Genomic DNA, 17,079 nt, shown 5'->3' with positions numbered 1-17,079 from the left:
CAAAGAGAGAATAATAAAACACTGCGATATCACTAGTTGGTGCTTTCTCGCTATTTTATCACGGTTTATACTAAAACCTTATTATTTCAATATACTGAAATCTCCTATCTGCATGAAGAACGCCTGGCATTCTTTAAGCAGGGCGATGCGGTTCATGCGGACGGCGGCGTCGGGGTCCATGACCAGCACGTCGTTAAAGAACTGAGCGATGACGGGGGCCAGCTCCGCCATCGTCGCCGCGAGTTTTTCCCATTCGCGGCTCTCGACGGCGCTTTTGGCGTCCTTTGTCAGCTTGCCCAGTTCTTCGTAAAGTTTTTTCTCGGAATCCGAGGTGAACTTCGCCGGATCGACCGCGCCGACCTCTTCCTCCACCTTGGAGAGAAGGTTTTTGACGCGTACCGCCGCCGTGATGAGCTCGGCGAACCACGTCTCGCCGCCGGCTTTCGTCAGCACCTCCGCGAGGCGGTATATCTGCAGCGGACGGCTCGGGATGGTCTGCATCGCGAGCGCCACCGCCTCGTGGCTGAATCCTTTCTCGCGCAGCTGCACCTGCTGGCGCAGGGCGATAAAGGCTTTCATCTTTTCGAGGCGCTCCGGCTCGAGTTCGAGCTGTGAGGCGGCCATTTCAAGAGCCCTGTCCATATCTATGTCGAGCGACAGTCCCCAGATAAGCTCGTTGATCGTCCTGGCCGCGCGCCGCAGTCCGTATGGGTCCTGCGACGACGTCGGTTCGAGCCCGATCTTGTATATCGCCGTCAGCGTGTCGAGGCGTTCGCCGATGCCGAGCAGCGCGCCGGATATCCCGGAGGGAAGTTCGTCCCCGGCGAAACGCGGCAGGTACTGCTCATAAAGGGCGAGGGCGACCTCTTCCGGTTCTCCGGCCTTGCGCGCGTACTCCCGTCCCATGACGCCCTGCACGTCGGAGAATTCATAGACCATGTTCGTGACGAGGTCGGCCTTCGCGAGGTCGCAGGCGCGCGCAAGCTTCGTTCTGTCCACGTCGCTCGCGAGCTCGTCGGCCAGCCGCAGCGTGATCTTCTTTATACGCTGCACCTTGTCATAAACTGAGCCGAGCTGTTCCTGATAGGTCACGTTTTTGAGCTCCTCGGCGCGGACGTCGAGAGACTTCTGCTGGTCCTCTTTCCAGAAGAAGGCCGCGTCGTAGAGGCGCGCGCGCAGGACCCTCTCGTTGCCCTCGCGCACCACTCTCATATCCTTCGCGCGGTTGTTGCTGACGCCGATGAAGTTGGCCATCAGCCTGCCGCCCGCGTCATGGACCGGGAAGTAGCGCTGGTTCTTGGCCATAGAGAGGATGAGCACCTCGGCGGGAATGTCAAGGAATTCCTTGTCAAAGCTTCCGTAGAAGGGTATCGGGTATTCGTTGAGGTGCACGTTTTCCTCAAGCAGCTCGGGGTCTACGGTGACCTTCGCGCCGAGTTCCTTCTCTATTTCGGAGATGCCGGCGAGTATCATCGCCTTGCGCTCTTCGGGGTCGGTGATGACGCAGTTGCCGCGCATCGCCGCCGCGTAGGAATCCGCATCCTTTATCTGAACGGACTCGGCGCCCATGAAGCGGTGCCCGCGGGAGACGACGCCGCTCTTCACATCGCCGAAGGAGACGTCGATCGGGCGGTCGCCGTAAAGGGCCACGATCCAGCGCACCGGACGCGCGAAACGTACCGATTTGTCGGCCCAGTACATGCTCTTTGGAAATGAGAGGCGATGGATGATCTTTTCCAGCAGCTGAGGCAGGACGCTCATCGTCGGCTGGCCGCTCGTGCGCTTCTCCGCCACGACATATTCGGCGCTGCCGATGCTCTCGATCTTGAGCTCCGAGACTTCGACGCCCTTGCTGCGCGCGAATCCCAGCGCCGCCTTTGTCGGACTGCCGTCCGCGCCGAATGCCTGGGCTTTCATCGGCCCCTTCGAGATCTCGACGGAGTCCTCCTGATGTTCCGCAAGTTCTTTTACGGTGATGACCAGACGCCGCGGCGTGCATTCCGACTTGATCTCCCCGTGCGGTATGTGCGCTCCCGAAAGCTCCTCCTCCGCATACTGCGCAAGATCGGCAAGCGTCTTCGGCATAAACCTCGCGGGAATTTCTTCTGTTCCTATTTCAAAGAGAAGGTCGGACATCAGCATGCGCCTCCTTTTTCATATTTGTCAAATTTTCCCATCAGCGGATGGCCCATCTCTTCGCGCTGTTTGACGTAGGCCTGGCAGCAGGCGGAGGCCAGGTTCCTCACGCGCCCGATATAACCGGTCCTCTCCGTGACGCTGATGGCGTTCCTCGCGTCAAGCAGGTTGAACGAATGTGAGCATTTGAGGACGTAATCATAAGCCGGCAGCACGAGCCCGGCCTCAAGCACGCGCCGGGATTCCGCCTCATACCTGTTGAAGAGGTTGAAGAGCATGTCCGTATCGGCGATTTCAAAATTGTATGTCGAATGCTCGACCTCGCCTTTGTGATGGACGTCGCCGTATTTGATCTCGCCGACCCACTGGAGGTCGTAAACGTTGTCGACCTTCTGGACGAACATCGCGATTCTTTCCAGTCCGTACGTCAGCTCCGCCGGTACTACGTCCATATCTATCGAACCCATCTGCTGGAAGTAGGTGAACTGCGTGACCTCCATACCGTCGAGCCAGACCTCCCAGCCGAGCCCCCAGGCGCCGGTCGTCGGATTCTCCCAGTCGTCCTCGACGAAACGGATGTCATGTTCCGCGGGATCTATACCGAGGACCTTGAGGCTTTCGATATACATCTCCTGAATGTTGTCCGGCGTCGGCTGGATTATGACCTGATACTGGTAATAGTGCTGAAGCCTGTTGGGGTTTTCTCCATATCTTCCGTCTGTGGGTCTTCTGGAAGGTTCAACGTAAGCTACGCGCCAGGGCTCGGGACCAAGAACACGCAGGGTCGTCGCGGGATTCATGGTGCCTGCTCCCACTTCCAAATCGTAGGGCTGCTGGACGACGCAACCCTGAGAAGCCCAGAAATGCTCAAGGCGCATAACTATCTCTTGAAAATTCACCTTCTGTTGCCTCCTTTGATGAGTGCTGCTTTTACATATTTGAACTATTCTAACGCATGTTGCTAAAATATGGCGATAACTTTTTTAAATTCTTAATATAACAATCTTTTTCACGCGTTTCACGCGACCAAAGGATGAATTTATCATGCGGGAGAGAGACGGCGCCCTTCAGCTCCGCAAGCTCCTGGGCGCTGACCGGCTCGCCCCGGTCCTGGGAACAGCGGCGGCAGCGCATACCCTCCTGCGTGAACCTGCCGCCGTCAGTCAGCCTCTCGCCGCACTCGGCGCAAAGGTCGAGAGAGGGGGCGATCCCCATAAGGTTCAGCAGCTTCCATGTGTAGCGGAATTCGACGATGTACGGCTGGCATTTCTCCCGGAGCTGCACAAGCGCGCTCCATAGCATACGCAGCGCCGCGTCATTCTCACAGTTCAGCGGAGCCTCCTTCGCCGTGAGCTTATAGAGGCGGAGGGCGGCGAGGACGGCGGGGGGCGAAGAGCGCAGCGTCAGGAAATCTTCCTTGACCTCGGTCCCCTGCAGATAAAGCTTTGAGGGGCTTTGATAGAGCGAGAACTCCCCCCAGGTCATCGGCTCGGTGGAGCCTCCGAAGCGGTTCTTCCCCGTCGCGGACGGCGCGCTGACCCAACGCGGCCCAAATTCGCGCATAAAAAGGAGAAGGGACTGCCCCTCCCTGGAGGAATCCCTTCTTAGAAGCACAGTTCCAGTCTTTGTGTAGTATCCCTGCGGCAGCCGGATCGGGATCAACTATTATACCCCAGACGCCGCAGCTCCTCGGGCGACTTGCGCCATCCGGGCTTAACCTTCACCCAGAGCTGGAGAAAGACTTTGTAGCCGAACTTTTCCTCAAGCTCTTTGCGCGCCTCGATCCCGATCTGTTTCAGCATCGCGCCGTTCTTGCCGATGATTATCCCCTTCTGTCCCGGCCGGTCGACGATGATCGTCGCCCGTATGTCGCAGACCTTCTTGTCGGGAAATTCGTCGGGGCTCTTAAACTCGTCTATTATTACCGCCACTCCGTGAGGGACCTCCTCGTCGGTATGGCGGAATATCTTTTCGCGAATGACCTCCGAAGCGAGAAAACGCTCCGTAGAATCCATCAGCATATCTTCGGGATAGATCGGAGGCTGCTCCGGCAGCAGCGCGCTGATCGCCGCGGCGAGCTCGGGCAGTCCTCTGCCGTTGTTGGCGGAAACGGGAACGACTGCGGCCGGGCTTATGTATTTTTCATAGACCGCCGCGGCCTTCTTGTAATCCTCGAATTTGTCGAGCTTGTCCGTTTTGTTCACCGCAAGCACGACAGGCTGCGCCACCTTCTCCAATACCTTGAGGATGATCTCATCCTTCTCGCTTACCGCGCGGTCCTGCGCCTCGACGACGTAGCAGACGGCGTCCACGAGCATAAGGGATTCCTCCGCCTCTTTCATCATGAAATCTCCCAGCGCGTGCTTCGGCGCATGAATGCCGGGAGTATCCACAAATACGATCTGTTCACCTTCCGCTGTATATATGCAGCGCACCGCGTTGCGGGTGGTTTGGGGCTTTGGCGATACGGCCGCCACCTTTTCTTTGAGCAGCGCGTTTATTATCGACGATTTTCCGACGTTGGGACGTCCGAGCAGGGCTGCGAAGCCGCTGCGGAATGTTTTATCTTCACTCATTAGCATCCACTCTTTCTCAGTCAGCGCCGCCGCAGTTTTCATCCAGGGAAAACGAAAGCGGCAGCAGCTCTCTTAATGTATAGACGACCGGCTCGTCCGCCTCCTTGAGCACTACGGCCATATCGGGGTTGAATTCGGCGAGAAACTGGCGGCAGGCCCCGCAGGGAGGGCAAAAAACCCCCTCCGGCCCCGCGACGGCGACGGCGAGCGGCCGGCGCAGCCCCTTCGTAAGGGCTGTCGTCATCGCGTTGCGCTCCGCGCAGACGGAAAGGCTGTAGCTCGCGTTTTCCACGTTGCATCCGGGAACGGTGAGGCCGCCCTCAAAGAGCAGCGCCGCCCCGACGCAAAAGCCGGAATAGGGAGCGTAGGCCGCCGCGCGCGCGCGCGCGGCTTCGGCAAGGAGTTTTTTCGCGGCCTCTTTGCTTAATAACGGTTTATCGTCCATTTCGCTTACGCCCCGGCAAAAAATCGGGCGACGAGAGCCTCCTGCGCCTGCCACATGCGCTCGCGCTCCGCGTCGTCCGCGTGGTCGAAGCCGACGAGATGCAGAAAGCCGTGGCAGATGACGAGCACCGTCTCACTCTCGGCGCTCTTGCCGTTTTCTTCGGCGTTCTTCGCGACGATCTCCGGGCAGACGATGATGTCGCCGAGCGTCAGGCATTCCCAGTCATCGGGCGGCTCAAATCCGCCCTCTTCGTTCTCCCACATCGGGAAGGAGAGTACGTCGGTGGGGCCCGCGACCTCACGGTATTCCTCGTTCATCTCCGCGATCTGATCCGCGCCGGCAAAGGTGAGCGATATCTCGCATTCCGCGGCCGCTTCCGGGAGGAGATTCGTCTCTTCAAGATATGCGGATAATATTTTCTCGAGCTTCTTTATCCTCTCCCCGCAGCACATGGAGCTGTTCGTCTCGTTGAATATCTCACCGCAGTGTATCGTTGTCTTCATCCTTATCATCCTCCTCTTCTTCTTTCTCTCTACCCGCGGGGGCGGCGGGGGCTTCCGCCGTCAGGGGAACAGCCTCTTCCTTATGCTCCCCGCCTTTGAGTTTCGCCTCTTTTATTATTTCGTTGATGTTCTTTACCTCACGCGAATGGTAGGTCGCCTGAAAGACCTCCATGAAGGCCTCCGTTATCAGCGACATCTCCTTCATCGTAAAGTCCACATCGTTGAGCTGGTTGCTCTCCACCTTGCTGCGTATCACCTGATTGATGAAGTCGGAAAGCTCCCTGTTGCTCTCGAAGGGCTTGCTGCGCGCCTTTATCGCCGCCTCCACGGAATCGGCGAGCATCACGAGCGCGGTCTCGCGCGACTGCGGGCGCGGCCCCGGATAGCGGAACTGCTCCTCGGTGACATTCTCGCCGAGGGCCTTCGCCTTTTCATAGAAATACCGCTGCGAAGTAGTTCCGTGGTGCTCGCTTATAAAGCGGCGCAGGGCTTTGGGGAGATTCGTCTGCGCGGCGATATCCAGCCCCTCCTTCACGTGCGATATCAGCAGCTGTCCCGAAAGCGTCGGCGGCAGACTGTCATGTATGTTCTTCCCGTGGCGCTGGTTTTCGACAAAATACTGCGGGTTCTTGAGCTTCCCGATGTCGTGGTAATAAGCGCCGGCCCTCACGAGAAGGCCGTTCATATGGAGCTTGTCCGCCGCCGCCTCAGCGAGAGTGCCGACCATGAGGACATGGTTGTAGGTGCCGGGAGCCTCCATCTGCAGACGTTTGATGAGCGGCTGCGAGGGATGGCTCAACTCAAGCAGGCGCAGCGGCGAAAGGACGTCGAAGACGTTCTCCCACAGCGGCAGCAGCGCGACGACGATCGTTCCCCAGATCGCGCTGAAGAGCACGGCCCCAAGGGCGAGGTTATAATCGAAATAGAGGCCGAGCCCCCAGTGTATGCAGATAGAGGCGGCTCCCAGACAGAGCCCGAGGAAGAAGAGGTTGCGCCAGATGGTGATGCGGTGGTTTGGCGGGTCGATAAAAAGGATGCGGCCGATGCCGGCGGCGAAGGCCGCGAGGATGCAGCCGAGGCAGACGATGCCGGGATTGGTGCCGAAGGCGATGATGACGCTGATCACGCCGCCTCCGAAGATGATATGAAATGAGAGCGATACCGGCAGAGTAAGACAGAGCCAGCCGGTGAGGCCGAGCACGGCCATCGAGTAACCGCCGAAGCGCGCGAATACGACCTCGAGAGTCCAGACAACCGAGAGCACGACGGCGATATATATCCACTCGCGCATCGAAAGCTTCTCGCGCAGGCCGCTGGCGATCCACACCGGCCAGAAGCTCCAGATGCTGATCGCGCCGAGGATGAAGATGAGGTGTTTCCAGGGGAAGGCGGCGTCGGGATAGCCCTGCGAGGCGAGCAGCTTCGCGAGCGACGGGGTGACGACCTGCCCCTTCTGTACAAGTACGGAGCCGGGGCGTATCTCCTTTATCACGGCCGGTATCTGAGCCGCGACGTCTTCACGCAGCTTTTGGACCATCTCGCCGTCGGATTGGAGGGAGGGGTTGAGGACGACGTCAAGCATCTGAAAGGCGACGTTGCGTTCCGACTGCGAAAGCTTCGTCTCCTTGAGATATTTCCAGACCAGAGTCGTCTGCTGCTCCCTGTCGGTGGATTCGTCGCGGACCCTGCGCCCTATGTCAAGCGCGGCGTCGACGATCGATTTCTGCGAAGCGGAGCCCTGTTTGTTATAGATGTTGAGCAGCGGCGCGTTGAAAAGCTGCTTGAGCTCGCCCTTTTCGAGGAGTTCGAGGCGGCGCGAGACCTCGGAGGCGATCTTCTCGTCCTGCACCATGACGTCGATGATGCGCGAAGCCGCGCGCTGGCGCAGTTCGAGCGTCGCCGCCCGGTCCTCGTACCGCGCCGAGGTGAGGGCGAAGTATGTCTTCTCGGAGGGAATCCCTATCTGATAGTTTTCCCTCCGGTCGAACATGTACCAGTTGACGCTGACAAGCAGCGTCGCGACACAGAGGAGGATGGCCCGAAAAATGATATACTGTCTGTTTTCGCGCCTGAATGAAAATTTGCTGAATACCGCCGTGATGCTATCTTTCAGCCTGCTTTTCCGCTCTCCGTCTGTCATAGTCTTCGTAAGCCCTCACTATTCTCTGTACTATCTCATGCCGCACGACGTCGCCGTCGTTGAGCCTGATAAAGGAGACTCCGGGGACTCCCTTCAGGATATCCTGCACGACTTTGAGCCCCGATTCCTTGGTGCCGGGCAGATCGACCTGTGTGATATCCCCCGTGATCACGGCCTTTGAACCAAAGCCAAGGCGCGTGAGGAACATTTTCATCTGCTCCGGCGTCGTGTTCTGCGCCTCGTCGAGGATGATGAAGCTGTCATTGAGGGTGCGGCCGCGCATATAGGCGAGCGGCGCGAGCTCGATGACGCCCTTCTCAAAGTAACGGTCGAACCTCTCCGCCGGCAGCAGCTCGTAAAAAGCGTCATAGAGCGGTCTCAGGTACGGGGCGACCTTTTCGTTCATGTCGCCGGGAAGATAGCCGAGCCGCTCCCCCGCCTCGACGACGGGGCGCACGAGGATGATGCGGCTTATCTTCGCGGATTTCAGGTAAGCTACGGCCTGGGCGACGGCGAGATAAGTCTTTCCGGTACCGGCGGGGCCGATGCCGAAGGTTATGTCGTTGTCGCGAATGGCCTGGATATAGCCCTTCTGTCCGTTCGTATAGGGGCGGATGGCCTTGCCGCGGTTGCTTATGCAGACGACGTCGTTGTAAAGCGACCGCAGGTCGACCTCCTCGCCCTTCTGGATGCTGTGAAGCCCGTAGCGTATCTCGGCGCTGTTGAATTTATGCCCCGAAAGCGAGAGCTCCGCGTACTGCACGAGCAGGTTCTCAAGTTTTTTTATCAGCCGTTCGTCGTCGCCCCTGACAGAGAGCGAGCTGCCCCGCGCGTATATCTTTACGGGAAAGCTCTGCTCGACAAGGCGCAGGATCTCCTCATGCTCGGCGAGCAGCTTCACGACGGAGGCGTCGGTGAGCGAAAGGAGATTTTCGGCCTCCTGCTTTGTTTCTTTCATTACTTTAAGATCCGCCTATACCCTTTCCACCGCTTTGACCTCGGGGACCTCCGCGATGACCGCCTGTTCGACCGTCATGCGCAGCGTCTCCAGCGCGAAGGGGCAGCTGCCGCAGGCGCCCTCCATCGCGACGTAAAGCGTGGCGGACGGCTCGTCATATCTTACGAACGAGCAGTCGCCGCCGTGCGACTGGAGCGCGGGCGATACGTGGTTGGCAAGTACTTCCTTGATCTTCTCTTCTGTTGTCATGAGGATTCCTCCAAATTTATTTATTTTTTGCTTCTTTCCAGAATTCATCCAGCTCGTCCAAGGTATAATCTTTCCACGGACGTCCGGATTTTTCAACCGACTTTTCCACACTTCTGAAGCGTGCGTCGAACTTCTCGCAGGCCCGGTGGAGATTTATCTCGGGGTCGATCCCCAGATGGCGGGAAAGGTTGACGGCGGCAAAGATGAGATCTCCGAGTTCCTCGGCGATTTCGTCGCCGCCCTTACAGGCCATCGCCTCTTTCAGCTCCGCCAGCTCCTCCTCCACCTTCGCGACCACGGGAGAGACGTCGCCCTTGGGCCAGTCGAAACCGGGCTTCGCGGCGCGCTCCTGTATCCGGTAGGCGCGCAGCAACGCTGGCATGCCGCGCGGGATTCCCGCCATGTAAGAGGAATCTTCCTCTTTGCCCCTGCGCTCGGCCGACTTTATCTGTTCCCAGTTGCGAAGCACATCGTCCGAATCCTTGACGCTGATGTCCCCGAAGACGTGGGGATGACGCCTGATGAGCTTGTTGGTCAGCCCGTCCATCACGTTCGAGATCGTGAAGTCGCCGCGTTCCTCCGCCATGCAGGAGATGAACACCACCTGCAGCATGAGGTCGCCGCACTCCTCGCACATATTCGGGATGTTTTCGGACTCTATCGCCTGGATGAGTTCGTAGGCCTCCTCGATTATGTAGCGGCGCAGCGACATGTAGTCCTGCTCGCGGTCCCAGGGGCAGCCGTCCGGCGCGCGCAGACGCTTCATCACCTCTGCGAGCCTGACAAATTTTTCCGACATTGCTTTTTCTTCCTGCATGGCGAATCCCTCCTGCCTGCACTATTCTATCAGATTGGCGCGGGATTTTGTTCCTGAATTATCCGCGCGACGTCCCTGATGCCCGCAAATCCGCCCGGCCCGATGAAGCCGTCCAGGCGGCGGCGCCACTTCGGCGGCAGCGTCAGCCTCTCCCACGCGCCGTCCGGCCTGCCCTGCAGCACGAGTTCGTAGCGGCTGCAGATCATCTTCGTAAATCCCAGTTCGTAAGAGACGCCTTTGATCGCCGCGACGTTGAAGAGGAAGTCGAGCTCGTTGGGGATCTTCCCGAAGCGGTCCTCCGTCTCCTCGCGCAGTTCGAGCACCTCCGCGAGAGAATCCGTCTTCAGCAGCCTCCTGTAAAGCGTTACGCGCAGGTTTTCCTGCGGCAGGTAATCGCCGGGGATGGAGACGGGGAAGCCGATCTCCAGCTCCATCTGCGGCCTGTACGTGCCCTTTATCTTGGATATCTCCTCCGCAAGCAGGTCGCAGTATTTCTGATAGCCGATCCGGCTGGAGTTTCCGTGCTGCGAGACGCCGATGAGATCCCCGCCGCCCCGTATCTGAAGATCGCGCTGCGCGAGCTGATAGCCCGCCCCAAGCTCGTCGAGTTCCGCGATCGCCTCAAGGCGCTCGCTGGACTCGACGGAGATATGGACGTCGTTAGGATAGAATAAAAAGGCGTAGGCCTGTTCCTCCCGCCGCCCGACGCGCCCGCGAAGCTGGTACATCTGCGCCAGTCCGAGCTCATGCGCGTCGTCGACGATCAGCGTATTGGCCGCGGGGATGTCCAGTCCGCTCTCAACGATCGTCGTACAGACGAGAATGTCTATCCTTCCCGCGGAAAACTCGGACATCGTCTTTTCAAGCGCCGACTCCGTCGTCCGGCTGTGCGCCATCGCGATGTTGAGTTTCGGAAAGAGACGTTTGAGCATGACGGCGCGCTCCTGCAGGTCGTTTATCCTGTTATGGACAAAAAATATCTGGCCGCCCCTGTTCTTTTCCCGCAGCACCGCGTTCTTCAGAAGCTCTTCCGAAAAGGGGCGCACCACGGTGATGACGGGCAGCCTCCGCTGCGGCGGCGTCTGCAGTATCGACATGTCCCGCAGTCCGCTGACAGAGAGCGAAAGCGAGCGCGGGATCGGCGTCGCGGAAAGCATCAGCACGTCGACGCCCGGCATCGACCTCTTCAGGTGGTCCTTGTGCATGACGCCGAAGCGGTGTTCCTCGTCTACGATTATAAGGCCAAGGTCCTTGAACCTGACGTCGTCCGTCAGTATCCGGTGAGTCCCGATAAGGATATCGACCTTGCCGTCGCCGAGGTCCTGCAATATCCGCCGCTGCTGCCCCACAGGCACGAAACGCGAGATCACTTCCACGCGTATCGGCGTGTTCGCGAAACGGGCGGTGAACGTCTCAAAGTGCTGCTGCGCGAGCAGCGTCGTCGGCGCCATGATCGCCGCCTGCTTTCCCGCGAAGACCGCCTTGCCCGCCGCGCGGATCGCGACCTCGGTCTTTCCGAAGCCGACGTCGCCCACAATGAGGCGGTCCATCGGCACGGGGCGCTCCATGTCGCGCTCCACGTCCTCGATCGCGCGGAGCTGGTCCGCGGTCTCTTTGTATGTGAAGCTCTCCTCCAGCTCGCGCATCATTTCGCGATTGTCGGGGAACGAAAAACCCTTGCTCACCTCGCGTTCGGCGTAGATCTTGATAAGCTCCGCGGCAGCCTGTTCCGCCATCAGCTTCGCCTTCGAGGCGGCCTTTTTCCAGTGCGAGCTCCTAAGATTGTCGGGCGTCGGTTCCTGCCCCGGAAGCGGAGACCACGGCGCTATCTTGTGGAACTGCATCACGGGTATGAGCAGGCGGCGCTCCTCGGCAAACTGCAGGATGAGATATTCCTGCTCGCCGTCGGCGGTCTTCACGCGCTCCGACCCCTGATAGAGGGCGACGCCATATTCGTCGTGGACGACCCACTGGCCGGGAATGAGGCCGGCGCCCCAGTCGCTGGGGGCCCTGTTCTCCACACGACGCCGCGCGACGGTGATGCCCGACAGTTCAAGATCGGTCATGACGGCGATTTTGGCGTCGCCGTCGATGAAGCCCTCGCTCAGTATGCCCTCGCGGGCCTCGAAGCCGTTGATCCGCCCCCATTGAAGGTTGCGTTCGGCCTCGGAGACGACCTTTATCCGAAAACCCTCTTTTATTAAAGAGAGGCAGTGCAATTCGACCTCTTTGAGTTTGCCGCGGAAGTTGGGGAACTGCATGACCGCCATACGCGCGGCGCAGTTTTTTACGTCCGGAAGGACGCGCAGCCTCTTATAGGCGGTGAAACCCGCGCAGAGCTTCTCCCAGGCTTCCCAGGGCACGCTCTCTTCGCGGTCGAGGCTCTTCCAGAGCCAGACGGCGTTCTCCGCCGTCGTATCGAGGCCGTGCGGGTCAAAGAAGAGTATCCGCATATCCTCGGGGAAATAGTTTTCCAGCGCGTTGTCGGATTTTGACACAAGGCTCTGCACGGAACTTTTGCGTATGGTGCGCAGGCTCTTCTGCGTCTCCGAAACAAAGAAGCGGATGCTCTCCACCTCGTCGTCGAAAAATTCCACGCGCACCGGATACATATCCGAGGGGCTGAAGATATCGACGATACTGCCGCGGACGGCGAACTGTCCGGGAGTCCAGACGAGGTCGCTGCGTTCATAGCCCTTCCGCGCGAGCCAGTCGATGAGGCGGCTGCGCCCGACCTCCTTGCCGCATTCAAGCTCAATATAGTCTCCTCCGGTCGAGAAGGGCGCCATCAGTGAGGCCGGCGTGACGGCGAGGACCCCGCCCTTATATTTGAAATTTTCCAGAATGTCGCCGCGCACGATACGCTGCGCCTCGCTCCTCGAATCGTCTTCGGCGAGGGTCATCTCGGGAAGGATCTTGACGCTGCCGAAGAGACCGAGCTCTTCGGCGTCCGCCGCGAAATCCCGCGCCTGGCGCGCGTCCGGCAGCAGCGCGAGCAAGGGTTGCTTTATCTCACGGCAGACCCAGGGGCGCATCGCCCCCTTCGAGGCGAGATGCACCCCCCTGTTGCGCAGCCACAGCTCTTCATCGAGCGCGGCGAGGGAGCTCCCCTGATAAAGGCCCTTATTCTCCCTCATTTAACCGGAAACCGTTCGCCTTCGACATCGCCCTGTCGACATCTCCCTTGAGCCAGAGCTCCAGCGCCTCCCAGGCGGCGTCCTCGATCTTGTGCCACTCCCTGCGCTGGTCCGGCGGTATCTTGCCCAGCACCCAGTCTTTAAGGTCCATTTTGCCGTCGGGCGAACCGATCCCGACGCGGAGGCGCGGCACGTCGAGAGTCCCGAGAGCGCCGATGATCGATTTCAGCCCGTTCTGCCCGCCGGCCGAGCCGCTCTTGCGCATACGGATGCGCCCGAAGGGCAGCGCGGCGTCGTCGGATATCACGAGGATGTCTTCGGGCTCAAGATTCTGATAACGCGCGGCCTCGCCGACGGAGAGGCCGCTTAAATTCATATAGGTGTGCGGTTCGAGAAAAGAGACGCGCTCTCCGCAGCAGACGACCGGCCCCCAATAGGCGCCGCGGAATTTTATCTGCGGCTCGCGCAGCCCCAGCCTCGCCACAAAGGAATCGACGATCGTCCATCCCGCGTTATGGCGGGTCCATACATATTCATATCCCGGATTTCCCAGGCCAACGATTAATTTCATGATCATTCATCCCATAAATAAAGTTAAAGACGCATAACAGATATTACGCGTCTTTAACGGCAAACTACAACGATATCCTCCGTCAGGAGCATAGGCGGAAAACGGCGGCACGGCGCGGCACAGGCCCTCGAAAGGCGATGTCAAACCGGCGCGCCGGACGCTTATATGATCCGCGGAGCTGTTATTCCTCTTCCTTGGCAGCCTTGCCCTTGGCAACGACTTCGACTTCCTTGCTCTCCTCTTCTCCCTCTTCCGTCTCGTCGTCCGATGAGCGGATGGCAGAAATATGAAGCACGAGTATCTCGGGGTCCGTCAGCACGGTGACGCCTTCGGGAACGTCGAGATCCTTCACGAAGACTTCGGAGCCCATCTCAAGATCCTTCGCGTCAACGACTATCTCTTCGGGAATATCGCTGGGCTGCACCTCGACGAGGATGAGGCGTGCGGCGTGAGTAAGAAGCCCGCCCTCTTTGACGCCCTTTGAGGCCTCGACGTTCGCGACGCGGACGGGGATCTCGACCTTTACCTTGTGGCCCTTGAGGACCTGATAGAGATCGATATGGCGGATCTGGCGCGTAAGCGGGTGGCGCTGCACGTCGCGGATAAGCGCGGAGGCCGTCGTACCGTCGTCGATCGTGAGTTCGATGAGCGTCGTCTCTCTATGTCCGCCGTTCGCCACCGGCGCGATCGTCTTCGCGGCGACGGTCCCGGCGAGGCCGCTCTTATAGTCGGGGCCGTAGAGTACCACGGGGATGAGGTTCTTTGAACGGATCTTGCGGCAGACGCCCGTTCCGGTGACCTCTCTCTTCGTGAAGTCAAGTTTTACTGTCTGATTCTTAGCCATTGGTGTTTCCTCCTCAGTATTTTTTACACTTCTGTTTTTCTAAAATCATCTCTCTATCCGCGCTTAACGGAAGAGAATGCTTACCGAATGCTCCGAATGGATCCTTCTCAGCGCCTCGGCAAAAAGGGGCGCTATCGAAAGCACCTTGATCTTTTCGATCCTCTTCGCCTCCTTGAGCGGGATAGTATCGGTCAGGACCATCTCCTCGATGACGGACCCCCTGAGCCTGTCGATCGCCGGCCCGGAAAGGACTCCGTGGGTGGCGCAGGCGTAGACCGCCTTGGCTCCGCGCTCCTTGAGCGCCTCGGCCGCCTTCACGATCGTGCCGGCGGTGTCAACGATATCGTCTACGAGGATGCAGGTCTTGCCGTCTATATTGCCGATGATCTCCATCACCTCGCACTGATTCGCGACCTCATGCGAGCGGCGTTTGTCGACGATCGCGAGATCGGCGTTGTTGATCTGCTCCGCGAACTTCCTCGCGCGCACGACGCCGCCGATATCCGGGGATACGACGGTCACGAGGTCCTGTTCGATCTCCTTCGCAAGGATGCGGTGGAAATATGAAGCAAGGAGGGGAATGCCTGTCAGATGATCGACGGGAATATCGAAAAATCCCTGTATCTGACCCGCGTGGAGGTCGGCCGCTATCACACGGTCGGCGCCGGCTTTTTCAAGCAGGTTGGCGATCAGCTTCGCCGTGATCGGTTCGCGGGAGCGGGTCTTTCTGTCCTGGCGCGCGTAGCCGAAATAGGGCATGACAAGGTTGACATGATAGGCAGAGGCCCTTTTGAGCGCGTCAACGATGATAAGCAGCTCGATAAGGTGTTCGTTCGCCGGCTCGCAGGTCGGCTGGACCACATAAACGTCTGCGCCGCGGACGCTCTCCTCGATGGAGACTCCGATCTCACCGTCGGAAAACCTGAATAACTTTGATGCGGAAAGAGGTACCCCTAGATTCATGCAGATATCTTTCGCGAACTGTTCATTCGCGCAGCCTGAAAATATCTTTACCTCTCTTAATCCTGCGGACATTTTATTCTCCTCCTTAATATAATCCCCTGATATTTATCTTACGGTTCACTCTTTACTTTTACCGCGCCGCCTGCGGCTCCAGCCTTCGATATTAGACTGCCGCGCGCGGCCTACGCCGAGCGCGCCGTCCGGTATGTCGCTGGTGATGACGGAGCCGGCCCCCGTGGAGACGTCGTCTCCGAGTGTGACGGGGGCGACGAGCATCGTATCGCTGCCGATCAGGCAATCCCTGCCTATCTTCGTCGGATTCTTCTTTTCCCCGTCATAGTTGCAGGTTATCGTTCCCGCGCCGATATTCGTATTCTCGCCGATCTCGGTGTCGCCGATATATGAGAGATGCGGCACCTTTGCTCCGACGCCTATCCGGCTCTTCTTTATCTCAACAAAACGGCCCATGTGGGCGTTCTCAAGAAGCTCGCCATGTTCGCGCATGAAGGAAAAAGGTCCGGCCGAGGCGCGCGGGCCGACGGTCGAATCATTGAGACGGACCGAACCCTTGATATTCGCCTTGGCGCGCACCACCGAATCGCGGAGCACGCAGAAACTGCCGATAAAGGCCTCGTCCTCGATGACCGTCTCGCCCCACAGTTGAACGGAGGGGTGGATGACGACGTCGCGTCCGATCTTTACCTTCGGGCCTATCCACAGGCTCGAGGGGTCCATACACTGCAGTCCGGCGTTTATCATGAAATCGCCTACGATGCGGTCGCGCATTATCCGCGCCGCCGCCGCAAGCTGCGTCTGGTCGTTGATTCCCAAGAACTCCTCGGCATAGTCGGCCTTAACGGCCTCCACCCTGCCGCCGCGTGATCCGATCAGCGAGAGCGCGTCGGGCAGATAATATTCGCCCTGCGCGTTGGCGCATGATATCTCGTCTATCACATCGGCAAGCGCCGCCGTGTCGAAGATATACATGCCGCTGTTGACCTCTTTTACGGCGCGTTCCTCCTCCGTGGCGTCCTTGTGCTCCACCACGCGGACCCGTCCGCCCTCGCGTATTACCCGCCCGTATCCGGCGGGGTCCTCAAGGTCGAAGCTCAAAAAGCTGCAGGCGTTGCCGCCCTCCGCGTGACGTCCGGCAAAAAACGAGAGCGTCTCCGCCTTTATCAGCGGCGCGTCTCCCGCGAGAACCATCACATTATCAAAATTCCGCCACCAGCCCTGGGCAAGCTTCGCCGCGTGGCCGGTGCCCTTCTGTTCACGCTGCCATATTATCTCCGCGCCGGGAAAATTATCCCGCGTCCACCTCTCCACCGCCGCGCCCTCAAAACCGACCATAACGGCGATATCCTCAAAGCCGGCGCTCTCCGCCGATCTCAGAGGATAATAGAGGATTGGTTCTTCAAGCATCAGATGTAGGACTTTGGGAGTTTTACTGCGCATCCGCGTGCCTTTTCCCGCAGCCAAGAGCAGAACCCCAAACGGTTTTTTTGGCTGATTCACTTTTCCGGCTCCCTTCAAAAACACGTTTTTAATGATATGACCAGCATTTTTACATAACATGGCTGGGGTGGATGGACTCGAACCATCGATGTCGGAGTCAAAGTCCGATGCCTTAGGCCGCTTGGCTACACCCCATTATGTGCAACGGACATTATAACGTTAAATTACGCAAATCCGCAAGCCTAAAAAGCATTTTTTGTTTTACGGTACACAAATCGAAAGATA

General features: G+C 58.8%; 15 protein-coding genes and 1 tRNA gene. All 16 read right to left on the bottom strand.

Annotated features, from left to right (window positions below; translation table 11 throughout):
- Positions 1–81: 81 nt before the first annotated feature.
- The gene (gene glyS / locus CLOEV_RS06160; protein ID WP_008710281.1) at positions 82–2,136 is read right to left on the bottom strand and encodes a glycine--tRNA ligase subunit beta; all 2,055 of its coding nucleotides are present in this window, start codon (positions 2,134–2,136) and stop codon (positions 82–84) included.
- Positions 2,136–3,035: a glycine--tRNA ligase subunit alpha gene (glyQ, locus tag CLOEV_RS06155; RefSeq protein WP_008710280.1), complete on the bottom strand. Its 900-nt coding sequence runs from the start codon at positions 3,033–3,035 to the stop codon at positions 2,136–2,138. Before glyQ ends, glyS begins: the two co-directional genes overlap by 1 nt.
- Positions 3,036–3,084: 49 nt before the next feature.
- A complete protein-coding gene (gene recO, locus CLOEV_RS06150; protein ID WP_008710279.1) occupies positions 3,085–3,798 on the bottom strand; it encodes a DNA repair protein RecO in 714 nt (237 codons plus the stop codon).
- Entirely contained in the window at positions 3,795–4,712 is a 918-nt protein-coding gene (gene era / locus CLOEV_RS06145; RefSeq protein ID WP_034445449.1) for a GTPase Era, read from the bottom strand. The genes recO and era overlap by 4 nt, the downstream gene beginning before the upstream one ends.
- 16 nt (positions 4,713–4,728) lie before the next feature.
- Positions 4,729–5,157: a cytidine deaminase gene (locus CLOEV_RS06140; protein WP_034442581.1), complete on the bottom strand. Its 429-nt coding sequence runs from the start codon at positions 5,155–5,157 to the stop codon at positions 4,729–4,731.
- Positions 5,158–5,162: 5 nt separating this feature from the next.
- Positions 5,163–5,660 carry an rRNA maturation RNase YbeY gene (gene ybeY, locus CLOEV_RS06135; protein WP_008710276.1) on the bottom strand — a complete coding sequence of 166 codons (498 nt, stop codon included), beginning with the start codon at positions 5,658–5,660 and terminating at the stop codon, positions 5,163–5,165.
- A complete protein-coding gene (locus CLOEV_RS06130) occupies positions 5,635–7,800 on the bottom strand; it encodes an HD family phosphohydrolase (protein WP_034442578.1) in 2,166 nt (721 codons plus the stop codon). Before CLOEV_RS06130 ends, ybeY begins: the two co-directional genes overlap by 26 nt.
- A complete protein-coding gene (locus CLOEV_RS06125) occupies positions 7,763–8,758 on the bottom strand; it encodes a PhoH family protein (RefSeq protein ID WP_008710274.1) in 996 nt (331 codons plus the stop codon). Before CLOEV_RS06125 ends, CLOEV_RS06130 begins: the two co-directional genes overlap by 38 nt.
- Positions 8,759–8,773: 15 nt before the next feature.
- Complete coding sequence (locus tag CLOEV_RS06120; RefSeq protein ID WP_008710272.1) at positions 8,774–9,007, bottom strand: NifU family protein; 234 nt, start codon at positions 9,005–9,007, stop codon at positions 8,774–8,776.
- A 16-nt stretch (positions 9,008–9,023) separates the two neighbouring features.
- Positions 9,024–9,824: a nucleoside triphosphate pyrophosphohydrolase gene (gene mazG, locus CLOEV_RS06115; protein WP_034442574.1), complete on the bottom strand. Its 801-nt coding sequence runs from the start codon at positions 9,822–9,824 to the stop codon at positions 9,024–9,026.
- A 29-nt stretch (positions 9,825–9,853) separates the two neighbouring features.
- Positions 9,854–12,961: a DEAD/DEAH box helicase gene (locus CLOEV_RS06110; RefSeq protein WP_051484925.1), complete on the bottom strand. Its 3,108-nt coding sequence runs from the start codon at positions 12,959–12,961 to the stop codon at positions 9,854–9,856.
- The gene (gene pth / locus CLOEV_RS06105; RefSeq protein ID WP_008710266.1) at positions 12,948–13,532 is read right to left on the bottom strand and encodes an aminoacyl-tRNA hydrolase; all 585 of its coding nucleotides are present in this window, start codon (positions 13,530–13,532) and stop codon (positions 12,948–12,950) included. Before pth ends, CLOEV_RS06110 begins: the two co-directional genes overlap by 14 nt.
- A gap of 181 nt (positions 13,533–13,713) precedes the next feature.
- Positions 13,714–14,376: a 50S ribosomal protein L25 gene (locus CLOEV_RS06100; protein WP_034442571.1), complete on the bottom strand. Its 663-nt coding sequence runs from the start codon at positions 14,374–14,376 to the stop codon at positions 13,714–13,716.
- A 63-nt stretch (positions 14,377–14,439) separates the two neighbouring features.
- Positions 14,440–15,411, bottom strand: coding sequence for a ribose-phosphate diphosphokinase (locus CLOEV_RS06095; protein WP_008710264.1), 972 nt, complete (start codon positions 15,409–15,411; stop codon positions 14,440–14,442).
- Between the two features lie 45 nt (positions 15,412–15,456).
- Complete coding sequence (gene glmU / locus CLOEV_RS06090; RefSeq protein ID WP_270553895.1) at positions 15,457–16,914, bottom strand: bifunctional UDP-N-acetylglucosamine diphosphorylase/glucosamine-1-phosphate N-acetyltransferase GlmU; 1,458 nt, start codon at positions 16,912–16,914, stop codon at positions 15,457–15,459.
- A tRNA-Gln gene (locus CLOEV_RS06085) sits at positions 16,914–16,989 on the bottom strand. The genes glmU and CLOEV_RS06085 overlap by 1 nt, the downstream gene beginning before the upstream one ends.
- Positions 16,990–17,079 lie beyond the last annotated feature (90 nt).

Origin of the sequence: Cloacibacillus evryensis DSM 19522 (assembly GCF_000585335.1) — a bacterium.
In the GTDB taxonomy this organism is placed as follows: Bacteria; Synergistota; Synergistia; order Synergistales; family Synergistaceae; genus Cloacibacillus; species Cloacibacillus evryensis.
Note: the sequence above shows the minus strand (reverse complement) of the source record. Positions and strands in the feature narration are given on the sequence as shown.

Bases quoted from the DNA above. Each gene is read 5' to 3' on its own strand.
- glyS (WP_008710281.1), bottom strand. From the start codon at position 2,136: ATGTCCGACCTTCTCTTTGAAATAGGAACAGAAGAAATTCCCGCGAGG.
- era (WP_034445449.1), bottom strand. From the start codon at position 4,712: ATGAGTGAAGATAAAACATTCCGCAGCGGCTTCGCAGCCCTGCTCGGA.
- CLOEV_RS06140 (WP_034442581.1), bottom strand. From the start codon at position 5,157: ATGGACGATAAACCGTTATTAAGCAAAGAGGCCGCGAAAAAACTCCTT.
- ybeY (WP_008710276.1), bottom strand. From the start codon at position 5,660: ATGAAGACAACGATACACTGCGGTGAGATATTCAACGAGACGAACAGC.
- CLOEV_RS06130 (WP_034442578.1), bottom strand. From the start codon at position 7,800: ATGACAGACGGAGAGCGGAAAAGCAGGCTGAAAGATAGCATCACGGCG.
- CLOEV_RS06125 (WP_008710274.1), bottom strand. From the start codon at position 8,758: ATGAAAGAAACAAAGCAGGAGGCCGAAAATCTCCTTTCGCTCACCGAC.
- CLOEV_RS06120 (WP_008710272.1), bottom strand. From the start codon at position 9,007: ATGACAACAGAAGAGAAGATCAAGGAAGTACTTGCCAACCACGTATCG.
- mazG (WP_034442574.1), bottom strand. From the start codon at position 9,824: ATGCAGGAAGAAAAAGCAATGTCGGAAAAATTTGTCAGGCTCGCAGAG.
- CLOEV_RS06110 (WP_051484925.1), bottom strand. From the start codon at position 12,961: ATGAGGGAGAATAAGGGCCTTTATCAGGGGAGCTCCCTCGCCGCGCTC.
- pth (WP_008710266.1), bottom strand. From the start codon at position 13,532: ATGAAATTAATCGTTGGCCTGGGAAATCCGGGATATGAATATGTATGG.
- CLOEV_RS06100 (WP_034442571.1), bottom strand. From the start codon at position 14,376: ATGGCTAAGAATCAGACAGTAAAACTTGACTTCACGAAGAGAGAGGTC.
- CLOEV_RS06095 (WP_008710264.1), bottom strand. From the start codon at position 15,411: ATGTCCGCAGGATTAAGAGAGGTAAAGATATTTTCAGGCTGCGCGAAT.
- glmU (WP_270553895.1), bottom strand. From the start codon at position 16,914: ATGTTATGTAAAAATGCTGGTCATATCATTAAAAACGTGTTTTTGAAG.